Genomic DNA, 23,814 nt, shown 5'->3' with positions numbered 1-23,814 from the left:
GCTCCTGCAGAGCCTGTGGTTCTCTCCATAAATGCAGTCAACTTTTTTGGGCCGGCTGCCGCGAACAGGAATTATGAAGCAGAAATACAGATCAAACCGAAACGTTTCCAGGTCAGGAATTTAGGCGGATTCAATTTCTCAATCCTTAACCAGGCTGTTTCAAACGAAAAAGTATTACGTGAAGGTAAAACCGATGAAGCAGGTAATGCCAGGGAATCATACCGGGTGCCGGACATTTTTAAGAACATGGGTGTGTTGCAGGCAGATTTTTATGCAACCGTTTTTGATGAAACGGGAAGACCGGTAAGCAGGATGGTGAGTGCAGATATATTCACGCAACAACAATTTTTTGGCATAGCTGATGATGGATATTCGTATTACCCGCTCAATCAGTCTATCCGTTTCCCCATAGTAGCTGTGGATAAGGATCAGCGCTTGTTAACCGGCGCCAAAGCGCAGGTTAAAGTCATTAAACATGAATACCGCACCGTGCTCTCAAAAGCGGGTAGCTATTTCCGTTATGAATCGCAACCGGACGATAAATTATTGATGGACCAGGAAATCGTCATAAGCGGTGATAAAACAAATTACAGTTTTACACCACGATCTCCTGGTAACTATGAGCTAAGGTTATATGTACCGGGTGCAAACAGCTATGTGAGTAAAGCATTTTACAGCTACGGATCATGGGGAAACAATAACAGTTCCTTTGAAGTGAACCAGGAAGGAAACATCGATATCAGTCTTAACAAGACAGGATATCAACCGGGTGAATCGGTGAAAGCTTTATTTAAGGCACCATTTAATGGGAGAATGCTGGTGACGCTGGAAACCGATAAGGTGATCTCATATCAGTATGTAGATGTTTCAAACAGAACAGCTTCATTGGATCTGAAGATGACCGAAGCCCATATGCCCAATGTGTATATAACAGCGAGTTTGATTAAGCCTCATACCCAATCTGACATTCCTCTGACAGCTGCACACGGTTTTCAGAGTATAAAGGTTGATGCAAAGAGCCGCATCATTCCTGTAGAGATCATTGCAGCAAAATCTGCGAGGTCAAAAACACGCCAGAAAGTTACGGTGAAAGCGAGTCCTGGAAGTTACGTCACCCTTGCAGCAGTGGACAACGGGGTGTTGCAGATTACCGGCTTTCCGACACCGGATCCTTACGGGCATTTCTATGCAAAAAAAGCGCTCGAAGTAAATGCTTTCGATATCTACCCTCTGTTGTTCCCTGAGCTAAAGGCCAATCTCAGCAGTACAGGTGGTGACGGGGATCTGTCTATGGATAAAAGAACAAATCCAATGCCGGCGAAACGCGTAAAAGTAGTTTCATATTGGAGTGGCATGAGTAAGTCGAACAGCAATGGCGAATCAAGTTTTGAATTTGATGTTCCCCAGTTCAGTGGTGAGATCAGGCTAATGGCGGTGGCATATAAAGATGACCGGTTTGGTTCAAAGGCATCGGCCATGACCATAGCCGATCCGCTTGTACTCAGTTCTTCCCTCCCCAGATTCTTATCACCAAATGATACGGTCAATATGCCCGTGACCATCACCAATACCACGGTGAAAGCCACTATCGTAAATGCATCACTTCAGGTTAGCGGTCCACTTGCCGTTGTTGGCGGTAACAATCAATCGCTTAATCTCGCACCAAATAGCGAGACGAGGGCCCTGTTCAGGATTGTTGCCTCGCCCTCCGTAGCGACCGGGAAAATCCGCCTCGAAGTACAGGGTATGGGTGAGAAATTCAATGAAGAGACCGAGATTAGTGTTCGTCCCTCTGCTCCGTTGCAAATAAGCACGGGAAGCGGTTCCCTTAATGGCGCAACGACACAAACTATCTCCATACCCACCAGGGATTTCCTGCCTGGCACATCTGACTACCAGCTGGTAGTGAGCCGTAGTCCTGCACTTGAGCTGGGAAGGCAATTCCGTTATCTTTTGCAATATCCTTATGGATGCACCGAGCAATCGATTTCAGCAGCATTCCCTCAATTGTATTATGGCGACATTTCAGAACAACTTTCAGGAAAATCAACTGCATCAACAAACGCAAAAGCTAATGCCAACTACAATGTAGGAGAGGCTATCCGTAAGATCAGGTTGCGTCAATTGTATAACGGAGGGATTACATTGTGGGATGGAGAAGGTTCCGACAACTGGTGGACAAGTATCTATGCAGCTCACTTTCTGCTGGAGGCGCGCAAAGCCGGTTTTGAAACCGATAAAAAATTATTAGACGGTTTGCTGTTATATGTAAATTCAAAACTTAAAAGTAAACAGACAATCACCTATTATTATAATCAGAAAGAAAAGAAAAAAATAGCACCGAAAGAGGTGGCTTACTCGCTTTATGTTTTGGCGCTTGCGGGTCAGCCCAATGTGAGTGTTATGAATTACTATAAGGCAAATCCTGCCTTGCTGAGCCTGGACAGTAAATACCTGCTTAGTGTAGCATATGCCATTGGTGGTGACAAGGCGAAGTTCAGGGAGTTATTGCCGGGTTCATTCAGTGGGGAGGTGGCTGTGGCGGAAACCGGTGGCAGTTTTTCCTCGGACATCCGTGACGAAGCAATTGCATTGAATGCATTGCTTGACGTGGATCCTGCCAACCCGCAGATCCCGCTTATGGCTAAACATGTAGCGGACAAATTAAAACAAAGAACATGGTTCACTACGCAGGAAAGTTCGTTTAGTTTACTGGCTATCGGGAAGCTTGCAAAGGCCGCGGCAAAGGCGACAGTTACCGCCGATATCAAAGTGAATGGCAAATCAGTGGGCAGATCAAACGGCGGAGTATTGAAGCTGAATGCAGCACAACTGAAAGGAACAAATATTGAAATGGCAACAAAAGGCGAAGGCCGGTTGTATTATTTCTGGCAATCAGAAGGGATCAGTGCAAGCGGTGACTTTGTTGAAGAAGATAAGTTTCTTAAAGTCCGCAAAAAGTTTTTTGATCGCAGCGGTAAACCAATCACCGGCCGGCTCTTCCGGCAGAATGACCTGGTGATCGTTGAGATCGTTCTCGAAAAAACTTACGGGGGCACCGTTGAGAATATTGTTATTACCGATATGCTTCTGGCCGGCTTTGAAATTGAAAACCCGAGAACGCGTGAAATACCCGGCATGGAATGGATAAAAAATGCTGCCGTGCCCACCTCACTCGATGTGAGAGATGACCGGATAAATCTATTCGTGAATCTGACTGATAACCGCCAGGTCTATTATTACGCGGTTCGTGCGGTGACTCCGGGAATCTACAAAATGGGCCCGGTTAGTGCAGATGCGATGTATAACGGTGAATATCATTCGTACAATGGCGGCGGAAGTATTGAAGTTAGACAATAGGGATCCCGGTACCCTGGTTAACCTGGTTAGATAGCATCACCGATAATAATGAGACCGGTTAATTTTGCATTACCGATCTTTGCGACCCGATTGCTTCCGGAACTAATATAGTATTATGACCTGGAAAGAACGAGTGATGCTGCTGATCCTGGCCTGCCTCAACTTCACACATATATTGGACTTCATGATCATGATGCCGTTAGGTAACTACCTGATGCCGCATTTTAAGATCAGTACCCGCTTCTTCAGCCTTATCGTGGCGGCTTACCCGATAACTGCATTTGTGAGCGGGATAGTCGCTGCTTTTTATGTCGACAAGTTCGACCGTAAGAAAATACTGCTTTGGGCGTATATCGGGTTTATTGCAGGTACGATCTGTTGTGGCATTGCCCCGGATCCTTTTTTCCTGATTGCTGCAAGAATTGTGACTGGTTTGTTTGGAGGGTTGATCGGGGCCCAGGTATTATCGATCATCGCCGATGTGTTTCCATATGAAAAAAGAGGCAGGGCAATGGGCACCATTTTTACTGCATTCTCGATTGCTTCCGTTTTTGGCGTTCCATTCAGCCTGTATCTTGCCAACCTCATCAGCTGGCATGCGCCGTTTATTTTTATCGGCATTGTGGGAGGATTGGTTATTCCGCTGATCAGTAAATTTCTGCCTTCCATGACTTCTCATATGGTTCCCCTCGGCGAAATGCGCTACAAGCCAGATGTGAGGAAAGTTTTGCGGGACATGTTCAATAATAAAAGCCAGCTGATGGCTTTAAGTTTATCTGCTTTCCTGATGCTCGGACATTTTCTGATCATCCCCTTCATCAATCCTTATCTCGAGTTTAACCTGGGTTTCTCGAAATCTCAAACGCCGATGGTCTATATGATCGGCGGCGCATGTACGCTGGTAACTTCGCCCATCCTTGGCCGGATGGCGGACCGGTTTGGCAAACTCCGGATCTTTGTGATCTCACTGATCGCTTCCCTGGTTCCTATTTTCCTTATCACGAATATGCCGGCGATCCCATTTGTTTATGTACTCGCCGTTTTTGGTTTCTGGTTTGTGTTCTCGACCGGGCGTAACATCCCGGCACAGGCAATGATAAGTACTGTAGTTGAGTCTGCCCAACGGGGACAGTTCATGAGTTTCAACTCCTCCTTTCAACAGTTGTTTACCGGGATAGCATCACTGATATCGGGACTGATAGTAACAGAAGGGGAGAATGGAAAGATCAGCAATTATGACCTGGTTGGATACCTGAGCATCCTGATAGTTGGGAGTAGTCTTTATATTGCGATCCGGCTTGCGAAGAAACAATCGATTAATTAGAAGAAACAATCGATTAATTAATTACCGATTCACTTAAATGATCGACTAACTTAAACGATCGATTAAATTAAACACTCAGTTCACTTAACCAACTGATCAACCTGAACAAATGGTTAACTAGCGCGAAGCCCTGATTTGAAAGTCTTACGATGTACTTCGCGGCCGTGGCGATCAAATGATCTTACGTAGAGCAATCGTCCCTGCTTATCATAAAATTTCCAGGTATCCACTTTGTGACCGCGTGAATAGAAGCCATGAGATCGGGTATTTCCATCATCCAGCCATTCATCCCAGATACCTTCGCGGAGACCGTTACGATAATAACCACTATCCTTTACTGCGCCATTTTCGTAAAAATTCATGTACAGTCCATGATGGAGACATTCTGAGAATGGCGGAAAGTAAAAAGATTCCTGGTTAATGTTATTGGCCACCCGCTCATTCAGCGTAAGCCAGCTATTGAAGGAGGAAAAATTCACAGGGTGAGCCGCAAGGGTGTGAAACGAGTAATCCGGATGTAGAAATGAATATGCAATCGCGAGATTCTTTTTCGCAATCTCTGCTATCGAAGAATTAACAGATTTTGAATTTCTGCGTGGAATATCCTGTTTTGCTTTTTGAAGCTTAAACGCGTCATAGGTCCGGATGAAGCGAAGGTTTCCGTTCGGATACCAGCTCTTCCATAAGCCATCAGGTATATTGTTCTCAATGTTGCCTGAATCACATAACTGGTTCTCGTCGAACTTACTGATCCATTTGCCTTTTAGTTTATTTCTTTTATAATGGGCAACAAACTGAGTATCTCCCTGGGCCGATAGACCAACAAGTATACGCGGACTGATCGCTACCCTTGATGACATGCTGCTTTTATCGATTGGTATCGGTTTTTTGGCTCGGTCAAATATATTATTTGTACCCTGCGCGTTTACAGGTGACCTGTATTCGGGGTGAGCATTAGAGCCGTTAAAGTTGTCTCTTACCAGGTCCCTGGGCGAGTCTCCAAGGCTGTTAAAGTCCTGGTCCTGCCGGGCAAAAGCAGAAAAAAAACTTAGTGTGATGATGATCGTTAGATAGATGGAATTTTTCATAGCAATACACAATTTCAACGTGACGAATCGGCTGTGCAAAGATACATTGAGTAACTAAATGCAATCAATTGTTAGTCCAATTTACATGTTAAAATATCATCAATGACAATAGAAATTATATCATTACATCTATAAAAAAAATCTATATAAATTTTTTTATGGAGCTATCCTAAATTTCAATTCAATCACAAAAAATTTGTCAATAATTATTCCACCGTATTGGGTTTTTGCGGATTTTTCGTTGCGGGACTACCGATAAAACGGAACTTCCATCTGCATAGGAAAATCTATAATGCGGTTATGATATACCGCCGGCGACCATTTTTCGATGGTACTGAAGAAACGGGTGACTTCCTCACTGAATAGTTGATGAGGTGATTCAACAATTTTAAAGTTTGTGAGTTCCCCGTTTTTTGTAATTACGTATTCGACTCTAACCTTGCCTTCAATATTTGTGTTCAGGAGTTTTTTTGGCCAAAAAACGTTATCAAGCATATACTCCGAAAAATCCTCAAATGGTCCCAATGGAACCGGCGGTTTGATAATGGAGCAGTAATCTCCCTGCTTGTTGCCTGAGGAGTCGTAACAGGTCATAACCTGCACTTTTCCATCTTTATAAACTTCCTCTGTGCTCTTATGTCCATTCTCCCGGTAGAAGGTCCAGTTGCCGCTCATGATATCCCGCTGATAATTTCCGGCAGACGAGAGTGTGCCGTCCGGATACCAGGTCTTCCATACTCCTGTTTTCAGGTCAGCCATGTATACACCGGAGTCTTGTAGCTGACCGTTTGGATGATATGTCATCGCCAGTCCCTCACGAGCGCCGGGGAAGGGTGAGACGTCAGGCAAAATACCCGAACCTTTTTTACCTGGAATGGTGGGTGGTGTCTTTGCCGGCGTGGGTGCATAATTCATGCTGATGAGCAATTTCCCAGCGGCGCTCCATGATTGCCAGAGGCCACACATTACATTATCAATCAACAGGCCCGAATCTTTGATCTGGCCGTTGGAATGCCAGTAGCGCCATACTCCCTGCGGCACATTCAATCGATAAGTGCCTTCCATGGCTTTCACATTTCTTCCATGATAGAGAACGTAAGGGCCGTTTTTGATGCTGAAATTTTTATCCTTGAAATATGCTTTTAACAGCAACGAAGTATCGGGGTAGGAAATGAAGAGTAGCCATGCATCAGTTTGTTTGACACCCACTGCAGGATAAGTTGATCTTGCTTTACTCGTAAACTCCAGTTTGTCATCGAGGTACTTCCTGATAGTATCATTTTTCTGAGCGACGGCAGATACAGCCGTTAACATAAGCCAACTACAGATCATGGACTTCATCGCATAATGGGTGAGGATCTTAATAGCAAAACGGGTCATGGACTTCATAGATATTCGTTTAGTACTTGCTTTCAGATTTGCCAACTATCTGATCACCCGGTAAACCGGGTATTGTAAATGGGCCGGTTCGTAATATGGCGAATTTTTATAGATAAAATCAAGTTGGGCTGAACCATTTTTTGCGAATGCGGAATCTGCTTTGCGGCGTTCTTCAAGCCGGGTTTTGAGTTCGGGATTTTGTTGCAGGTATCCGAAAGCGATCTCTTCAAAAGCATAGGCACTGTATCCTTCTTTCTGACCGAGTATACCATCAAAAAAGTTCCAGGCAAAATATGAGTCGTCAGCCTGGGGTTCGAGGACCTCCATCAGGAACCGGTTTCCAACCTGGTTCATTGGAACCAGGTAATCGCCTTTCCTGAATTTCACTGTTTTTTTCGAAACGCCGACTTTCACTTCGCTGTTAAGATGATGCATTTCGTATGGTCTTGGGGCAGATTTATAATCTTCGATCCGGTAAGCTTCTACCTCAATACTACTATCGTTTGCAAGTCGTGTCATCTGGATCTTGTTGATCTTTAACAGATCAATTACCCGCCACCAACCCTGGGGAATAACATATGCCAGTGGCCTCACCGCTTCCGATTTTGTACCAAAGTCATTAAAATATTTCACCTGTTTTTCATAGGGCTTGTTCCGGTCATAATAAAGTCTTTCCTGACCCGAGATATCACTTGTTTTTCGGATGGCTTCGTATCCTTTAAAGGTTACTGTGCCGGATTTGGTCCGGTCGAGGGTCCATCCGAGCGGAAAACTTTTCTGAGCCTTAACCGAGGCCTTTGTCTCATCCCTTAGTCTTTTTATTTCTGCACTGTTCCTATCTGCAAATTCAATAAATGATTGCATCAATGCGTAAGTAGATTCCACCCTTTGCCTGTAGCTCTTCAACATATGCGTTTCCGGCACAAAGGCGAAGCTATGCCACAGTGATGCATAACCGCTGCTGTACCTGGGGCCATCAAAATAAGCTACCATGCCTGCATCAGGAGTTCCACCGCCAAAGCTGACATAGGGCACCAGGTCATACCCTTTACCTTTCATCAGTTTATAGATCCCCGGCTCAAAGGTTTTATTCATATACTCACCCATCGCACCACCCAGCTTACTATGCTGAGAACTAAGCAGCGTCATGATATGTTGATAGTCCGCGCCGTTACTAACATGATTGTCGACAAAAACATCGGGATCAGTCAGATGAAAAATTTCTGCAAAGGACCTGGCTTCCTTTGAATCACTTTTGATAAAATCGCGGTTAAGATCCAGGTTCTGGGAATTGCCCCGGAATCCAAATTCAGCGGGCCCGTTCTGATCGACCCGAAAATTTGCACTGCGATTCAAACAACCGCCAATATTATAAACAGGAATTATGGCCAGCACAATGTTGGATGGCAATTTGATTTTACCGGTAACGATATCTCTTACCAACAGCATGCTTGCATCTATGCCATCAGGCTCTCCCGGATGGATACCATTATTGATCAGGATAATCCTTTTATTTTTTCTCCTTAAACCAGTAAAGTCAAAATCCTTATCGGGGCTCACTGTAATCAGATGCAATGGATATCCGGCATCACTGGGACCCATCGTGCGCATACTGACCTGTGTTGCTTTAGCATCCAGGTTTTTCCACCAGGTAATGATTTCCTGGTAAGTAGGTGTTTCGGTAGCGTTGCTGGTCTCGAAGCGTGTTGTGATTTGCTGGGCCCGGCTGCCAGGCAATAAACCAATCAATAGCAACAGGCATAGCAGCGAATCCAAAATCATTGTTCTCATAATACTTGAAACATAACAGATGAGCTATAAATGTAAGCCGCGTTTGGCTGTTAACATTATTTTAATCATTAAAACAATCCTATAAAGCCGAACAGCCTTTGAACGGGAATGCTTATGCCTTGGTAAACGGGTTGGCAATACTTAAAGGGTTGTGAAAACTTTTCAGCTTTCATTTATTATGCAGCGGTAATCCATGACTGCTGGTCAGGTTAACACACAAAAACCTTATTATGAAAAACACAGGATTAATAATGATTGCCTTATGCACTTTGCTTTTCGCATGTAAGAAAGAGAGCGATAATAGGATGCATTACTATGAAATATGTCTTCAGAACGGTGGGGGCGATTGGCGTGATTCCAGTTTCATTGTGGCCACCTCGGATCCGCAACTAATTAGCGCCGTAAATGTTGAGCTCAGCCGTTTCTCATCAGAAAGAAAACATATAATCGGAACGCTGGTAAGAGGTAATGGCGGGTATAATAAGAATAGAACCCATGAATTCAACTGGAGACTCAGGGAAGACGACTGGACGCTCACAGATGCGAGTGTCGAGATTTACGATGGTCGACCCTACAGTGATGTTCACCTCAATCCCGGATATTGGATGGATACAATGAAGCGGTTTGGACCCTGGTCATCTTATATCAAACGGGAAGTGTTTAGATAAAATGCAGCACCGGAATGTTCATACATCCTGTCCTGCGTCAAAATAATAAGAGTATTCTGTCGAAGATTACCGTTTTGCAAAAATCCTTGTGGTAACGAACCAGGAGAAAATAAAAAGGCTGTCCCATTGAATGAGACAGCCTTTAAATATTGTAGAACCGACTTGGGATGATTGCCTTGTTGAGACCTTAGAGAAGATATCCTCCAAAATACCCAGGCCCCCTGGCAGCGTTCACTTCATTTCCTGACCGGCCTTTACAACCTGACCCGGAAATGAAATTAAGCAGCCGGAGTTGCCAGTGCGTTAACCCTGCGGGTGAGCTTGCTCTTTAGGTTAGAAGCTTTATTCTTATGAATGATGCCGCGTTTAGCAAGCTTGTCAATCATCGAAGCTACATCAACCAGCTGACCAGAGGCAGCCTGATGATCCTTCAATTCCTTCAGATCGCGGATGGCGTTACGGGTAGTTTTACCATGGTAACGGTTACGATCTCTGCGCTTGCTAGCCTGGCGCATATCCTTTTTTGTAGCTTTGTGATTTGCCATTTAAATCGAAAATTTTGGAGGGCAAAGGTAAGGGAATAAAACTTAAAATAGAAGCCGGGCCGCAAAAATCTTTCAATTTTCAGGCTGTCACCGGCTGTTTTGGGCAATTATAACAGATTTGTTGGTTTTACTGGCCCGAAGCTCCTGGAAAAACAACTTTACAGTCGTTCCGGGCTAGCCGGGGGACGACTAAAATCCTCAAAATCAGTTTAATTCCTAGAAGAAATTACACGATATTTGTGACCCAATTGTGCAGTAAGCTACGGCTTTACAGCATATTAACAGTTGTAACAATGTCTATGAAACCGGGCTCCGAGATACGTTTGCAGCATAAAATGTTGTAAGAAGTGGCTGTCCGGCAAATAAAATTATAATAAACGGATGAAAGATTTTTCGTACATCACCAATTCCCACCCATCTTTTATCGAGGGGCTGTATCAGGATTATCTCAATAACCCCGCAAGTGTTGATCCTGAATTGAAGAAGTTTTTTGAAGGTTTCGATTTCGCCATGAGCCAGGGCGGGGGCGGCGCGGTGCCCGGCACCGCAGCGGCGAAAAGCACGGGTACTAACGGGAGTACGAACGGAAGCTCAAACGGCAGCAGTGCTGAAGCTTCGCCCGTAACAGCCAAGACTGAAAACGGCAATGCAGCTATTGACTGGCGAAAGGAAGTAGCCGCCTACAGGCTTATCCTGGGCTATCGGAATAAAGGGCACCTTGTTGCTAAAACCAATCCCATCCGTACACGTAAGGACCGGGGGGCCAATATTGATCTGGGTTTTTATGGCTTCAATGAAGCTGATCTTGATAAAACCTACAATGCCGGCAACCTGATTGGGCTGGGCGTAACCAGCCTCAGAAATATCGTATCTCATCTTCAGAAAGTTTATGCCTCACATGTAGGTATAGAATTTAAGTATATCAGTGATCAGAAAAAGGTTGATTTTCTGACCACCGAAATGGAAAAGAATTTCACGCAACCAGTGCCGCTTGAGAAAAAAAGACGGATCCTGGAGAAACTGAACCAGGGGGTGATGTTCGAAAAGTTTCTCCATACAAAATATATTGGTCAGAAAAGATTTTCACTCGAAGGCGGTGAAACAACCATAGCGGCGCTTGATTCAATCATAAATACGGCAGCAGAGTTTGGTGTACAGGAAGTTGTTATCGGTATGGCCCATCGCGGTCGTCTGAATGTGCTGGCCAATATCATGGGTAAAACTTATGAAGAGATCTTCTCAGAATTTGAGGGGAAAAGCCTCCCTGATCAGACCATGGGAAGCGGTGACGTAAAATACCACAAAGGATTCAGCAGTGAAATTACCACTCCATCCGGCAAAGGCATCTATCTGAAATTGTGTCCCAACCCCTCTCACCTGGAGGCAGTGGATCCGGTGGTGGTTGGTTTTGCCAGAGCAAAGGCGGATGTACTTTACAATAGCAATTACGATAAGATCCTGCCTATCCTGATTCATGGCGACGCCTCTGTTGCCGGCCAGGGAATTGTTTACGAAGTGCTGCAGATGTCAGGTCTTGAAGGTTATTATACCGGCGGAACCATTCACTTCGTTATTAATAACCAGATCGGGTTTACGACTGACTTCGATGACGCAAGAACCGGTGATTATTGTACGTCTATTGCAGCCATGGTGCAGGCGCCGGTATTGCATGTTAATGGAGACGATGCTGAGGCGGTTGTAAAATGTGTTGAGATCGCAACGCGGTACAGGCAGGAATTCAATTCTGATATCTTCATTGATATGGTTTGTTATCGTCGCCATGGACACAACGAAGGGGATGATCCGAAGTTCACACAGCCAAGGCTATATGCCCTGATAGATAAACATCCGAATCCTCGTGAAGTGTATACCAACTACCTGTTGGAAAACGGTGAGAAGGATGCAAAAGAGTTGGCCAGGGACATGGAAAAAAAGTTCTGGGGCGATCTCCAGGAGCGGTTGGATGAAATAAAACAGAACCCGCTTCCTTACCGGTATCAGCAACCGGAAATTGCATGGCGCAACCTGCGCAAAGCCACAGAGGCTGATTTCAAATCATCACCTGTTACAGCTATCACCCTGGAGAACTTCAAAAAGATTTTCGATGCCTTAATGGTTTGGCCGGCGGATTTCAAACCTCTCAAGAAAATTGAAAAGATCCTACAGGATAAAGTCAAATTATTCAATGAAGAAGGCAAGTTAGACTGGGCAACGGGAGAACTGCTGGCTTATGGTAGTCTCATACTTGAAGGTAAAGATGTACGCATGAGCGGCCAGGATATCCGCAGGGGCACTTTCTCTCATCGTCATGCCGTATTGAGGGATGAGGAAAACGACAAAGCCTATAATCGTTTAAGCAATATACCGGGTGCGAAAGGTCAGCTAAGGATATTTAATTCCTTCCTGAGTGAATTTGGCGTGCTGGGCTTTGAATATGGATATGCTATGGCAAATCCGGATGCCCTGGTGATCTGGGAGGCGCAGTTCGGTGATTTTGCCAACAGTGCACAGATAATAATCGACCAGTTTATTACTGCCGGAGAACAGAAATGGAACCGGATGAATGGAGTAACCATGATGCTTCCGCATGGATATGAAGGACAGGGTCCCGAGCATTCGAGTGCAAGAATGGAAAGGTTTCTCCAGATGTGTGCCGAGCTGAATATTGTTTGTGTTAATATCACAACAGCTGCTAATCTTTTCCATGCATTAAGAAGACAGATCGCATGGCCGTTCCGTAAGCCGCTGATCATTTTTTCACCCAAAGCTAATCTCAGGCACCCCGGAACATATTCGAAGGCGGAAGCCTTTACTTCCGGTAACTTCAGCGAAGTAATTGATGATAGTTTTGTCACTAACGCAGACGACGTTAAGACGGTACTTTTCTGCAGCGGTAAGATTTATTTTGACCTTGCTGAGCGCCAATTGAAAGACAATCGTAAGGACATAGCCATTATAAGACTTGAACAATTGTATCCATTGCCGGTTGAACAACTGGAGGCACTGTATAATAAGTATAGTAAGTCTACCTGGTTCTGGGTCCAGGAAGAGCCGCTGAACATGGGTGCTGCTTCCTTCCTCCAGATGAATCTGAAAAGTATCAACTATGGGGTGATCAGCCGTCAACCTTCTGCAGCTACCGCTACCGGCTATGCGAAGGTGCATGCACAGGAGCAGGCAGAAATCATTGATACTGCATTTTCATTTTAATAAAATGTCAATACCTGTCCGGGGAGGGCCGGGCAAATCAAATATAAAGAATAGAAAAAATTGTTATGATCGAAATAAAAGTTCCAACAGTAGGCGAGTCAATAAGCGAAGTTACTTTATTGAAATGGACCAAAAAGGATGGTGATTATGTGGAACGTGATGAGGTTATTGCAGAATTGGAAAGTGAAAAAGCAACATTTGAAGTAAATGCTGAAAAGGCGGGAATATTAAAACTTGCGGCTAACGAAGGCGATACCTTAAAGATAGGAGATACCCTGGCATCCATTGACGAATCAGCCGCCAAACCTGAGGGCGCTGCAAGTCCTGAGGGCGCAGCAAAAGAAGAAAAGCCGGCAGAGAAAAAAGCGGAAGCCTCCCATATAGCTGTGCAGAAACCAGGCCCGGTTGGCGAAGCAAAACCTGCTACCAAAGACGCGCCGGTAACAGCTGTACCCAATGATCTGAAAGCTTCACCGGTTGCCTCTGCGATTATAGCCGATAAAAAAATCGATCCTTCATCTATCTCTGCATCAGGGACGAATGGCAGGATCCTTAAAAATGATGTGCTTTTTGCACTGAATAATCCCGGAAGAACCCCCGGCAAAACGATGTTCGCCCGTGAGGAGCGTCGAGAAAAGATGAGCAATCTGCGTAAAACCATTTCGCGCAGGCTGGTTGAAGCAAAAAATACCACAGCAATGCTTACCACCTTCAACGAGGTGGATATGACTAAGATCATGGCATTGCGTACCCAGTATAAGGATAAGTTCAAGGAAAAGCACGGCGTAGGCCTTGGCTTTATGAGCTTTTTCACAAAAGCGGTTTGTTTTGCATTGCAGGAGTGGCCTGCTGTAAATGCATATATAGATGGCGACTCCATAGTTTATCATGATTTCTGCGATATTTCAATTGCCGTATCAGCTCCCAAGGGACTGGTTGTTCCGGTTATTCGCAGCGCCGAAAGCCTTAGTATGGCTGAGATCGAGAAAAAAGTCGTGGAACTGGCCGGCAAAGCAAAGGACAATAAACTTTCGATGGAAGAAATGCAGGGCGGTACTTTCACCATCACCAACGGTGGTGTATTCGGTTCCCTGATGAGTACCCCGATAATAAATATTCCTCAGAGTGCGATCCTCGGAATGCACAAGATCCAGGAAAGGCCGGTGGTTGTTAATGGACAGGTTGTGGTCAGGCCAATGATGTACCTCGCTGTCAGCTATGATCACCGTATCATTGATGGTCGCGAATCCGTGAGTTTCCTGGTGAAAGTAAAAGAGCTGCTGGAGAATCCAGAGTTGCTGCTGTTCGGTAAGGATCCTGTAAAGACCCTGCTCGAACTTTGATGCCGAAATGAAGTATTTTTCTCATCTGAATACTGCTGTCGAGATCCTGGATCTGTATGACGGGAAGCTTCCTTTTAATCATTTTATAAAGGAATTTCTTCGCCTCAATAAAAAGTATGGATCCCGCGACCGAAAAAATATATCAAGACTTTGTTATGCAGCTCTCCGAACCGGCATTGCATTTCCAAAATGGTCGGCCGAAAATAAGATAAGGGCCGGTTTGTTTCTGTGCAACGACGAACCTGACGAGGTCACGGAGCAATTGATTGGTGATTACAATGAAATTATAAGTTCAGAGAAAGCGGAGAAGTGGCGGATAATCAATGAAACTTATCAAAGTGAATATGAAAGTGGAGAGAGCTCCGCAAAAAATATTTCATCCATATTCCCGGTTGCTGTCCGGGAATTCAGTGACGGCCTGGATGCCGATGAATTTCTTTTTTCATTTTTTCAGCAACCCGATTTGTTTTTAAGAGTCAGGCCTGGCAATGAAAAAACAGTAACTGACAAGTTAGTTTCTAATAATATTCCCTTTGACTTACTGCCACCATCGGCAGTCAGGTTACCTATCACCACAAAAATTGACCCGTTACTTGAAGCAGATAAAGAGGTAGTGATACAGGATTATAGCTCACAGCTTACCGGCTCCCTTCTTGCCAGGCTGCCGCCTGGAACCAGGTTTGTCTGGGATGCATGTGCAGCCAGCGGGGGCAAGTCCTTACTGGCGTCTGACCTCCTCAGCAACATTCGCCTCACGGTTTCGGACATACGAAGTTCAATAATCTTTAACCTTGAAAAAAGGTTTCAACAGGCTGGAATAAGAAATTACCATGCTTATATTGTAGATCTTGCAGGGAATGCTCCTTTGCCTTTTGATCATCAGCAGGACCTGGTAATTGCCGACGTGCCTTGCAGCGGTTCCGGTACCTGGAGCCGCACACCGGAGCAACTCAGTTATTTTGACCCTTCAGCCATTGAGTATTACCAGGATCTTCAGCAAAAAATAGTTAAGCGGATAGTTCCCCTCATAAAGCCCGGGGGCTTTTTATTGTTTATCACCTGTTCCGTTTTCAAAAAAGAAAATGAAGACAATATTGATTTCCTACAGTCAGCACTGGATATGGAACTGGTAGAAATAAAACTTATTTCAGGATCTAAGATTAAGGCTGATACGTTATTTGCTGCGTTGCTGAAGAAGAAGGGCTGATAAACTCAATATCTACTTGACAATTTTCTGACGATAAACTGTTTTGCCATCTATAAGTATGCTGGCGAAATAAACCCCGTGTGCGAGGTTGGACGTGGGAATGCGGACATGAAAAAATCCTGCTGGTTTGGAACCGTTGTAGCGGTACATAACCCGTCCGTTCACATCATAAACAACCAGGTCGATCTTTGAAGCAGCATCGGTGGTATTCATCATTGCCAGCACATAGTTATCAAATGGGCTGGGGGTAAAGAAATATCCGGCCCGGTCATAGCAGGGTATTGAACTGTTAAAAGAGGAGGGTGTACTATAAAAAACAGTATCCTGTCCAAGGCTCACCTTCAGCCGGTAACTAAACAAACCAGTGAGCGGTGTCGATATCGGATCTTTATATGTATATGTTTTGGGTCCACCGGAACGATAGCTCCCCGAACCTTTGAATGATTTAACCTGTGCATAGACGTTAGTGCCGGGCAATTTTCTTTCAAGCTGGTAAACAACTGACGAATCATCTCTCATGGACCAGCTTATGTCGGCAATACAATTGGTAAACCCGGCATTAAGTTTCAATGAATCTGCCACCATGGAGGGCCAGGTGTTTGTAAAAGCATACTCAGGGCTGATGAAACTGGTGTCGCTGCCAATTACTACCCGTACACGGTATATAAAATTGCCTGGCGTGGTTGTTCTGATGGTGTCAGTTCTTGACCAGGAGTCCACGGACAGTGATACATGGCTTGTTCTGATACTATCAACTGTTGCAAACTGGCTGCTGCCTGGCACTTTTCTTTCAACGATATATGCGACAGAACTGTCAGCATTCATGGTCCAGTTTAACGACAAGACGGAGTTTGTAAAAGAGAATGCTGGTTTGAACGATTGCGCCATCAGGAGTTCATATGCCTTCCTGAAATTTGGTATGCCATAACCGAAAAAGTTATCGGGTGAAGAATATTTATGCGAACTTTTCTGAACCGCATCGATAATATCCATGTTGCTTTTTTCGGGAAATGCCTGCCAGAGACAGGCTATTAGTCCTGCAAGATTCGGGTTGGAATAAGAAGTTCCATTTCCCGCTGCCGGGTTACCACCAGGCAGGGCAAATATTGTCCCCAGTCCCACTGATACCATGTTGGGCTTAACTTTTCCGGCGCCGTTTGGGCCCTGGCTGCTGAAGGTTACGTAGTTGCCATTAACGTCAACCGCACCCACGGCCACAACACTGTCTCCATCCGCAGGTGTCATAGTATATTTGGTGTCACCCAGGTCCTTTCCTGAATTACCCGCACTATTCATCACGAGTATGCCTTTTTTCGCTGCAAGATCTGCTGCACGGGTGATCATGGCCGTATTGCCATCCCGTTGAGAATGATTGTAGCTTAGGGAAGGATCATCATAAATGTAGTATCCGAGAGATGTACTGAAAACCTTTACGCCGGCACTATCAGCAAATTCAGCCGCAGCGATCCAGTTCTGTTCTTCAACCGGCATCTCTGAGTAAACATCTTCGGTCCTGAACAGCCAAAAAGCGGCATGCGGAGCTGATCCAACGATGAAGCCAGGCCGGTTAGCGGCAATGATTGAAAAACAGGCAGAACCATGGTCATGATCTTCGTTCACGCTTTCCTCATTCGCGACATAATCCCAGGTACCTAATATCCGCCCCTGCAAACGAACGCTGTCTAATGCCGGGTTGCTTTTATAAGACCAGAAGCCGCCATCCATCACTGCCATCTCCATTCCCTTGCCAGTGTACCCCCTGTTATGAAGAAATTCACCTTCATGAATACGGATCTGTCCAAACGAATTACCATAGTTGAGCGGTTGCAGAATGCCAAGCTTATCCTGCTGAGATTTGATGCTGAGCATTGTTGGATTGTCAAGACTCGTAACAGGTTCATTGAACTTGTTCAGGGGTCTTGGGCTCACTGTATTATTTGCGACTTTCTTTGAGGACTTTACAAACGGAAAACTGTTGATCTTAGTTAATGCGGCCGCATCGTTGGTTCTGATCAGTACCTGGTTGAGCCATTTTGATTTGCTGAAGATCACCACATTCGGCACTGCGGCTATGCTATCAAGGTATGCAGGTGACAATGGCAGATCTGTGCTGTCGATTGCAATGTTATATGCCGTTCTGCGGGCAATTGATTTTGCGGAAAGATATGTGGAAGGGTTCGCAATACTATGCAGGGTTCCTTTTTTATCAGTCAGCTGTATAATATGTTTTGAGTATTGGGCAGTGGATGCCATCATACAAAAACAGAAACCAGCCAAAAGATAAAGTTGCTTCATAAGATCAGGTTGTTCGGATCGGATTAACCGGGGCAGGAAAGATTAACTAAGAGTGGAGCATTTACAAATCAGTTATGATCCATCATCCTGAGTTTGATACCCCCGCCTTCGTAATAAGCGTTTGTGATCACAGAATCACGGCACTTCTTGTTCCATCCCGCCAATGTACTTACCGAATCACACTTCCTTGGAGCGGTGTTGCAATTGATAGTATCACAAACATTATTTACGCACTTCGTATAATAACAGTTTGAGGTAGTATAAAAAACCTGGTAAGTGTAATGCTTGAATTCACGATAGATGAGACCGATCTCTTTTGCGTAGACTTCTTTTCCGAAGGTCCGCTCGCTGTATGACTTGTTGTCGGCAGGATTTCCAAGCGTTTCATCTACCTGGTTAACCGTTACTGTGTTTTGGATCATCTGGCCATTAAATACAGGAAACGGCAAACCTGCATTCTCGTAAGTATAGTCCCAATCAAACAGGAAATCATAGTTCCAGTTGGGATCCGGGGAATTAAGGTTGATATATTTATTTCCTTTCCAGCTAAATCCGTCCTTCACCGGCAATCTCATTTTCTCATAGCGGAAATTTTCTTCCACCACTTCAAGAGCTTCCCTTGTAGGTGTAACAACATAGGTCATGGTGGGCGTCCAGGGCTTCACGCCCAGCGTGTCGCGCAGGTAACGCACCACCTTCCAGCCCGGCCGTCCGGCGTTATCGGTAACCGCAGCTTCAACTACATCCTTAGCCTGGTAGTAAATGGTAGTGTCTTTTGCACCAAACGCAGTAAACTGCAGTGAGTCGAGCCGGTAACGGATAAACTTTCCGACCTGCATGGAGTAGTATTGGTCGATTTCATCCGAGGGATAAGTCTCTGATTGCTTTTCGCATGAAATAATTACGACGACTACGAGGAACAGGACAGAGATGCAGTATGCCAGCCTTTTCATGAAATGCCAGTTAGTTATGGTTCGTGATTCAACATTTGCCGGCAATTTTTTGAAGATTGACCGCGCTGATTTCAGCTTTTGTTGAACGGAATATCGTGGTTATTATTGTCCGGCAGCCGGTGATCCCGCGGTTTTCAGCTCCGCTGGATGATACCACCGCCAATTACATCGTCTCCCTCATAGAATACGGCACTTTGCCCCGGCGCTATGCCTTTTGCATCTTCATAAAACCGTACACTGATACCCTTTTCGTGGTTATACAGGTTTGAAAAGCTGCCCCTGTCCTTGTAGCGGATCTTTGTTGTAGCTTCCATCCCGTCTGTTATACCATCGTACTTGAGCCAGTTGAGTTTCCCGACAATGGCTTCCGGGCGATTCAGGTCCACTTCGTCCCCCAGGACCACCGTGTTGGATTCCGGGATGATATTAGTCACATATACAGGTTTGCCGAAGGCAATATCCAGTCCTTTTCTCTGACCGATAGTATAAAAGGGATATCCCTTGTGCTTTCCGAGGATGCGACCATTCTGGTCGACGAAATTTCCACCGGCCACGCGTTCTTCCAGTCCTTCGACCCGTCTCTTCAGAAAACCGCGGTAGTCATTATCCGGCACAAAACATATCTCATAACTTTCGCTCTTTTTCGCGAGTTCGGGATAACCATAATCCAGGGCCATCTGCCTGATCTCCGGCTTGCGGTATGGACCAAGTGGCAACAGCGTGCGCTTAAGCAGATCCTGTTGCAGCCCCCATAACACATAACTCTGGTCCTTCAGTTCGTCCACCCCTTTGCTCACCATATATCTGCCATTGGAGTGCTGGCTGATCTTACCGTAGTGCCCGGTTGCAATAAATTCGCAATCGAGGGCATCGGCACGCTTGAGCAAAGCCCTCCACTTTATATGGGTGTTGCACATCACGCAGGGGTTGGGTGTGTGTCCGGCAAGATATTCTTCAACAAAATTTTCGATAACAAAACCTCCGAATTCGTCCCGTATGTCAAGGATAAAATGGGGAAAGCCATGTTGTACGGCGGCCATCCTGGCATCGTTGAAGGAGTCGATATTGCAGCAGCCGGTTTCTTTTTTGCTGCCACCACTGGCTGCATAATCCCAGGTCTTCATGGTGATGCCCACCACTTCATATCCCTCATCATGGAGCATAAGGGCGGTGATGGTACTGTCGATACCACCGCTCATAGCTACCAACACTTTTCCTTTACGGCTCATTGTCTGCTGAATTGAGTTGCAAAATTACGAAATTTCTCCCTCCAGGCCAGTATTTTGGCTACCAGGGGATTCTTTAACATATACTGACGTCCTAATGTTCGGGTTTACCCCGGTGAGGGTGCATTCATTAACCCCGGGCTATCGCCTGCTCCTGGTAGGGATCTGGAAATTACAGGAGCTTTACTGGTCTTTTTTGGGGAAAAATTGGGCATTCTGCGGTGTTTACACTTTGGGTGGCACCCGGCAATTGAAGTAATTTGCTGTATTATTCAAACGAAAAATTCAGGTATATGATAAAGTTGCAAGCTATTGGACATCTGGGGAAAGATTGTATCACCAATACCGTAAATGGGAAAAATGTAATTAATTTCTCAGTGGCCCACTCAGAAAAATACAAGGATGCCCAGGGAAACCAGGTTGAGAAAACCACCTGGGTGGAATGTGCATACTGGACCGACCGTACTGCAATATCCCAGTACCTGCGGAAGGGAACACAGGTTTATGTTGAAGGAACACCCGAGGTAAGAACTTATCCTAAAAACGATGGTACAACAGGAGCATCGTTAACCATGAGGGTGCTTAATGTTCAGCTTTTAGGTGGAAGATCAGAAAATACCGGTTCGGCTACCCCGGCACAATCGCAGGGCAATTCCTACAACAGCAACCGCGAACAGGTAGCACAGGAAATGTCAGAACCAGTGGATGATCTGCCATTCTAGATGATCTGCCGTTTTATATGGTCAGATAAGGTAGATTATCAGCCAATGCAGATGACCTGCCATTTTGGATGACCATCCATTGTAGATGGTCTTCTGGTTTAGTGATCTGCATTCCAGACGCCCGGCGAATCTGCGATGTGTTACATATATGACGAACCAATGCAGGGTTTCATTAAAATGCAACCCTGCATTGGCAAGTCTCCATTCTTTATCATTTCTCAAACGCTTTAACCAGCTTTTCGACTTCTTCACGGGTTACACCCTTTTGCTGGTCGTCAATATTGATAACATAGAGAAATCCATTTCTTCCGGGTGAGGAATTGTAGGTTGATGCCAACCCGTATTGCTCACTCATCAACAACCGGCCGGTGGTAACGTTCCATTGTTCCCTTGCACAAAGGCAACCCATCGTTGGTGTTAAAGGATAAAAGGGTTTGCCTGCATAATATTCAGGGTCGATCGTAGTGCCATGCGCAATGATCTCCGTCCTCCCGGTTTTTCCGGCATACCAGGCTTCCATCATCGGAGCATAATTCCTCCATGTGGAAGGAAGCAATTGTTTGTATAGGACCAGGGAGTCCTGTAATGGTGCGAGAGGCTGATGAAAATACTTTTCCCAGGTATCTTCAAAGGGCATCACCATCTGGATATTGGGTGTCGGTCCAATCCAATTGATCCTTGACACTGCCGTACCCTGCAAACTGAAGATGCCCTGTGGCGTGCTCCCGTTAGTAATAAAATACGGGAGGTCCGAAGCTGATCTGGCTAATTGTTGAAATACCAGCAGGCGACCATTTGCATCCCTCGCGAAGCGGCCATCAGCGTGTTGAACTATCGCAAGGCCGGGGTAGTCACGGTTCCAGCGCTGTAACGAATAGATCACTTTTCTGCCAACCATTTGCTGATGTTGAAACAAACGCAGGAGCTCAGGTGATTTTTTATGATTGCCCGCCGTATAGTTATTTATATACCGCTCCAGTTCCACCAATACCATTATAGAATCATATCCGGGAAACTGTTCTACCATTGCAATCTTTAGATTATTCCGGTTCTCTGTCAGCGTATCCTTTCGCAACAGGTAAGCAGCGGCCATCGCAAACAGTCGTGGTTCAGTCTCGATGGAAAGAATTGACCTTATCGATTGCTCATATCCGCCCGGATATACAGCATATACTGCCTCCAGAAAAGACCTTCTCGTTTCCAGCTGCAACCATTCATAGGCTGAAATTAACTCGTCGAATCCTGATCTTATTATCGGCCCTTCAAACAAAAATTGTGAAATGGCATCGCAGGCAGACTCAAATCTGTGTTCGTTGTTGCTATCCAGTTTTTCATTAAAAGTTTTTGCAACAATATTTTCACGCAGATCTTTATCGAGCCTCGCACGTTTTTGAAACAGAACATAGTCAGAATAAATATCCTGTGTAGACCCTTGCGAATAAACCGGATGTTGACACAATATACACAGAACGATAGTGACGATGGAAAGGCGCAGGCACCAATAAATAACCGGGGTTGATTTGTTATGCATCGAAGAAGTTAATTCCAGGTATTAAAGATAATATTTAAAGCTTCGACCTGCCTTCATACAAATGATTTTTCGAAAGTTAATCCCTAACTTCAGGCCGCTTTAACAAATCAATCACTAAATAGCTGTCAAATGAAAAAAATGTTTTCGAAAGTATGGTACTCAAAAAAAATATTTTCAAAAGGGATATTGGCTTTTGCTTCAGTAGTTCTTTTTAGCCAATGTGCAGATAATTCCAATGAGAGTGCTGCAGACAGCGATTCAACTGCTGCTGCTACCACCACAACAGCAGCACCCGCTGAAGATTGGAAAATAGGTGTACAGTTCTGGACATTCAAGGAGTTTCCATTTGTAACTGCGGTAGAAAAGGCAGACAGCGCGGGGATAAGATTCATTGAAGCTTTCCCTGGCCAGCGTCTTGGCGGAAATTTCAAAGACTCGTTCAATATCAACATGTCTGCCGAAAGCAAAAAAGGTATCCAGGAATTGTTGTCATCAAAAGGAATGCGGATCGTTGCCTTCGGAGTGACTGGGGCCAAAGATGCTGCTGAATGGAACAAACTGTTTTCATTTGCCAAAGAAATGGGCATAGAGTATATCAATTCCGAACCAAACAAATCACATTGGGGACTGATCGATAGTCTTTCAGGAGTGCATGGTGTGAAGCTTGCCATTCATGAACATCCAAAGCCAAATCCATACTGGCACCCTGATTCCGTTGTTGCTGCAATGAAAGGTCATCCGAACATTTATGCATGTGCAGATCTTGGACATTGGGGACGCAGCGGCCTTGATGTAGTTGAATGTTTAAAGAAACTTGAAGGACGCATCATAGGTGTGCATCTGAAGGACATTAAGGAGTTCAACAATACTAAAGCGGAAGACGTGGTAGTGGGTACCGGTGCATTGAAATATCCTGGTATTCTTGCTGAGTTGAAACGCCAGAATTTTAAAGGTATGATGTCGGTGGAGCGTGAAGGTAACTGGCAAAATAATATGACTGACGTGAAGCAGACTGCGGAGTTTGTAACAAGTGAGCTGAAGAAAATCCAATAAACTTCATAGCTGATCCAGGTATAAAAATATCGCCAACAGGTATAAGAATATCGCCAAATTTATGATCCATCAACGATAGCCGGCTTTTAAGTAGCCGGCTATTGTATTTATAGACTGT

At 45.0% G+C, this 23,814-nt stretch carries 16 protein-coding genes; 8 read left to right on the top strand and 8 right to left on the bottom strand.

What is annotated here, in order from left to right; translation table 11 throughout:
* Together ACX0G7_RS19415 and ACX0G7_RS19410 are read left to right on the top strand one after the other, a co-directional pair.
* On the top strand, positions 1 to 3,360 hold a 3,360-nt coding region (locus ACX0G7_RS19415; protein ID WP_458925180.1), incomplete at its 5' end, for an alpha-2-macroglobulin family protein.
* Between the two features lie 115 nt (positions 3,361 to 3,475).
* Positions 3,476 to 4,684 (top strand): MFS transporter, encoded by a 1,209-nt coding sequence (locus tag ACX0G7_RS19410; protein WP_458925179.1) that lies wholly within the window; start codon positions 3,476 to 3,478, stop codon positions 4,682 to 4,684.
* A gap of 113 nt (positions 4,685 to 4,797) precedes the next feature.
* Here the strand turns inward: ACX0G7_RS19410 and ACX0G7_RS19405 are convergent, their stop codons facing one another.
* From ACX0G7_RS19405 to ACX0G7_RS19395, 3 genes are all read right to left on the bottom strand, one after another.
* On the bottom strand, positions 4,798 to 5,772 hold the full coding sequence (locus ACX0G7_RS19405) for a toxin-antitoxin system YwqK family antitoxin (RefSeq protein WP_458925178.1): 975 nt from the start codon (positions 5,770 to 5,772) through the stop codon (positions 4,798 to 4,800).
* A gap of 249 nt (positions 5,773 to 6,021) precedes the next feature.
* A complete protein-coding gene (locus ACX0G7_RS19400; RefSeq protein ID WP_458925177.1) occupies positions 6,022 to 7,161 on the bottom strand; it encodes an energy transducer TonB in 1,140 nt (379 codons plus the stop codon).
* A gap of 36 nt (positions 7,162 to 7,197) precedes the next feature.
* On the bottom strand, positions 7,198 to 8,943 hold the full coding sequence (locus ACX0G7_RS19395; protein WP_458925176.1) for a M14 family metallopeptidase: 1,746 nt from the start codon (positions 8,941 to 8,943) through the stop codon (positions 7,198 to 7,200).
* 230 nt (positions 8,944 to 9,173) lie between these two features.
* Here ACX0G7_RS19395 and ACX0G7_RS19390 point away from each other — a divergent pair, with 230 nt between their 5' ends.
* On the top strand, positions 9,174 to 9,611 hold the full coding sequence (locus ACX0G7_RS19390) for a BP74-related protein (protein ID WP_458925175.1): 438 nt from the start codon (positions 9,174 to 9,176) through the stop codon (positions 9,609 to 9,611).
* Positions 9,612 to 9,889: 278 nt separating this feature from the next.
* On the opposite strand, the gene rpsT is transcribed toward ACX0G7_RS19390, so the two are convergent.
* Complete coding sequence (rpsT, locus tag ACX0G7_RS19385; RefSeq protein WP_458925174.1) at positions 9,890 to 10,156, bottom strand: 30S ribosomal protein S20; 267 nt, start codon at positions 10,154 to 10,156, stop codon at positions 9,890 to 9,892.
* A gap of 381 nt (positions 10,157 to 10,537) precedes the next feature.
* Here rpsT and ACX0G7_RS19380 point away from each other — a divergent pair, with 381 nt between their 5' ends.
* The 3 genes from ACX0G7_RS19380 to ACX0G7_RS19370 all read left to right on the top strand — a co-directional run bounded on the left by ACX0G7_RS19380 (position 10,538) and on the right by ACX0G7_RS19370 (position 15,916).
* On the top strand, positions 10,538 to 13,366 hold the full coding sequence (locus ACX0G7_RS19380; protein WP_458925173.1) for a 2-oxoglutarate dehydrogenase E1 component: 2,829 nt from the start codon (positions 10,538 to 10,540) through the stop codon (positions 13,364 to 13,366).
* Positions 13,367 to 13,431: 65 nt separating this feature from the next.
* Positions 13,432 to 14,709 (top strand): 2-oxoglutarate dehydrogenase complex dihydrolipoyllysine-residue succinyltransferase, encoded by a 1,278-nt coding sequence (gene odhB / locus ACX0G7_RS19375; protein WP_458925172.1) that lies wholly within the window; start codon positions 13,432 to 13,434, stop codon positions 14,707 to 14,709.
* Positions 14,710 to 14,716: 7 nt separating this feature from the next.
* Positions 14,717 to 15,916, top strand: a complete 1,200-nt coding sequence (locus ACX0G7_RS19370) for an RsmB/NOP family class I SAM-dependent RNA methyltransferase (RefSeq protein WP_458925171.1) — start codon at positions 14,717 to 14,719, stop codon at positions 15,914 to 15,916.
* A gap of 12 nt (positions 15,917 to 15,928) precedes the next feature.
* On the opposite strand, the gene ACX0G7_RS19365 is transcribed toward ACX0G7_RS19370, so the two are convergent.
* From ACX0G7_RS19365 to mnmA, 3 genes are all read right to left on the bottom strand, one after another.
* Entirely contained in the window at positions 15,929 to 18,211 is a 2,283-nt protein-coding gene (locus ACX0G7_RS19365; RefSeq protein ID WP_458925170.1) for a S8 family peptidase, read from the bottom strand.
* Between the two features lie 68 nt (positions 18,212 to 18,279).
* Positions 18,280 to 19,164, bottom strand: a complete 885-nt coding sequence (locus ACX0G7_RS19360; protein ID WP_458925169.1) for a hypothetical protein — start codon at positions 19,162 to 19,164, stop codon at positions 18,280 to 18,282.
* A gap of 134 nt (positions 19,165 to 19,298) precedes the next feature.
* Positions 19,299 to 20,393, bottom strand: coding sequence for a tRNA 2-thiouridine(34) synthase MnmA (gene mnmA, locus ACX0G7_RS19355; protein WP_458925168.1), 1,095 nt, complete (start codon positions 20,391 to 20,393; stop codon positions 19,299 to 19,301).
* Between the two features lie 290 nt (positions 20,394 to 20,683).
* On the opposite strand from mnmA, the gene ACX0G7_RS19350 reads away from it, so the two are divergent.
* A complete protein-coding gene (locus tag ACX0G7_RS19350; protein ID WP_458925167.1) occupies positions 20,684 to 21,112 on the top strand; it encodes a single-stranded DNA-binding protein in 429 nt (142 codons plus the stop codon).
* A gap of 211 nt (positions 21,113 to 21,323) precedes the next feature.
* On the opposite strand, the gene ACX0G7_RS19345 is transcribed toward ACX0G7_RS19350, so the two are convergent.
* Positions 21,324 to 22,643 carry a hypothetical protein gene (locus ACX0G7_RS19345; protein WP_458925166.1) on the bottom strand — a complete coding sequence of 440 codons (1,320 nt, stop codon included), beginning with the start codon at positions 22,641 to 22,643 and terminating at the stop codon, positions 21,324 to 21,326.
* Between the two features lie 129 nt (positions 22,644 to 22,772).
* Between ACX0G7_RS19345 and ACX0G7_RS19340 the strand changes: the two genes are divergently transcribed.
* Entirely contained in the window at positions 22,773 to 23,696 is a 924-nt protein-coding gene (locus ACX0G7_RS19340; RefSeq protein ID WP_458925165.1) for a sugar phosphate isomerase/epimerase family protein, read from the top strand.
* Positions 23,697 to 23,814: the final 118 nt, after the last annotated feature.

This window comes from Flavitalea antarctica (assembly GCF_054461535.1).
This window is presented reverse-complemented; position numbering and strand designations above follow the sequence as displayed.

Excerpts from the sequence above, each read along its gene's own strand:
- ACX0G7_RS19410 (WP_458925179.1), top strand. The coding sequence starts at position 3,476 with ATGACCTGGAAAGAACGAGTGATGCTGCTGATCCTGGCCTGCCTCAAC.
- ACX0G7_RS19370 (WP_458925171.1), top strand. The coding sequence starts at position 14,717 with ATGAAGTATTTTTCTCATCTGAATACTGCTGTCGAGATCCTGGATCTG.
- ACX0G7_RS19345 (WP_458925166.1), bottom strand. The coding sequence starts at position 22,643 with ATGCATAACAAATCAACCCCGGTTATTTATTGGTGCCTGCGCCTTTCC.
- ACX0G7_RS19390 (WP_458925175.1), top strand. The coding sequence starts at position 9,174 with ATGAAAAACACAGGATTAATAATGATTGCCTTATGCACTTTGCTTTTC.
- ACX0G7_RS19400 (WP_458925177.1), bottom strand. The coding sequence starts at position 7,161 with ATGAAGTCCATGACCCGTTTTGCTATTAAGATCCTCACCCATTATGCG.
- ACX0G7_RS19395 (WP_458925176.1), bottom strand. The coding sequence starts at position 8,943 with ATGAGAACAATGATTTTGGATTCGCTGCTATGCCTGTTGCTATTGATT.
- odhB (WP_458925172.1), top strand. The coding sequence starts at position 13,432 with ATGATCGAAATAAAAGTTCCAACAGTAGGCGAGTCAATAAGCGAAGTT.
- mnmA (WP_458925168.1), bottom strand. The coding sequence starts at position 20,393 with ATGAGCCGTAAAGGAAAAGTGTTGGTAGCTATGAGCGGTGGTATCGAC.
- rpsT (WP_458925174.1), bottom strand. The coding sequence starts at position 10,156 with ATGGCAAATCACAAAGCTACAAAAAAGGATATGCGCCAGGCTAGCAAG.
- ACX0G7_RS19380 (WP_458925173.1), top strand. The coding sequence starts at position 10,538 with ATGAAAGATTTTTCGTACATCACCAATTCCCACCCATCTTTTATCGAG.
- ACX0G7_RS19365 (WP_458925170.1), bottom strand. The coding sequence starts at position 18,211 with ATGAAGCAACTTTATCTTTTGGCTGGTTTCTGTTTTTGTATGATGGCA.
- ACX0G7_RS19350 (WP_458925167.1), top strand. The coding sequence starts at position 20,684 with ATGATAAAGTTGCAAGCTATTGGACATCTGGGGAAAGATTGTATCACC.
- ACX0G7_RS19405 (WP_458925178.1), bottom strand. The coding sequence starts at position 5,772 with ATGAAAAATTCCATCTATCTAACGATCATCATCACACTAAGTTTTTTT.
- ACX0G7_RS19340 (WP_458925165.1), top strand. The coding sequence starts at position 22,773 with ATGAAAAAAATGTTTTCGAAAGTATGGTACTCAAAAAAAATATTTTCA.
- ACX0G7_RS19360 (WP_458925169.1), bottom strand. The coding sequence starts at position 19,164 with ATGAAAAGGCTGGCATACTGCATCTCTGTCCTGTTCCTCGTAGTCGTC.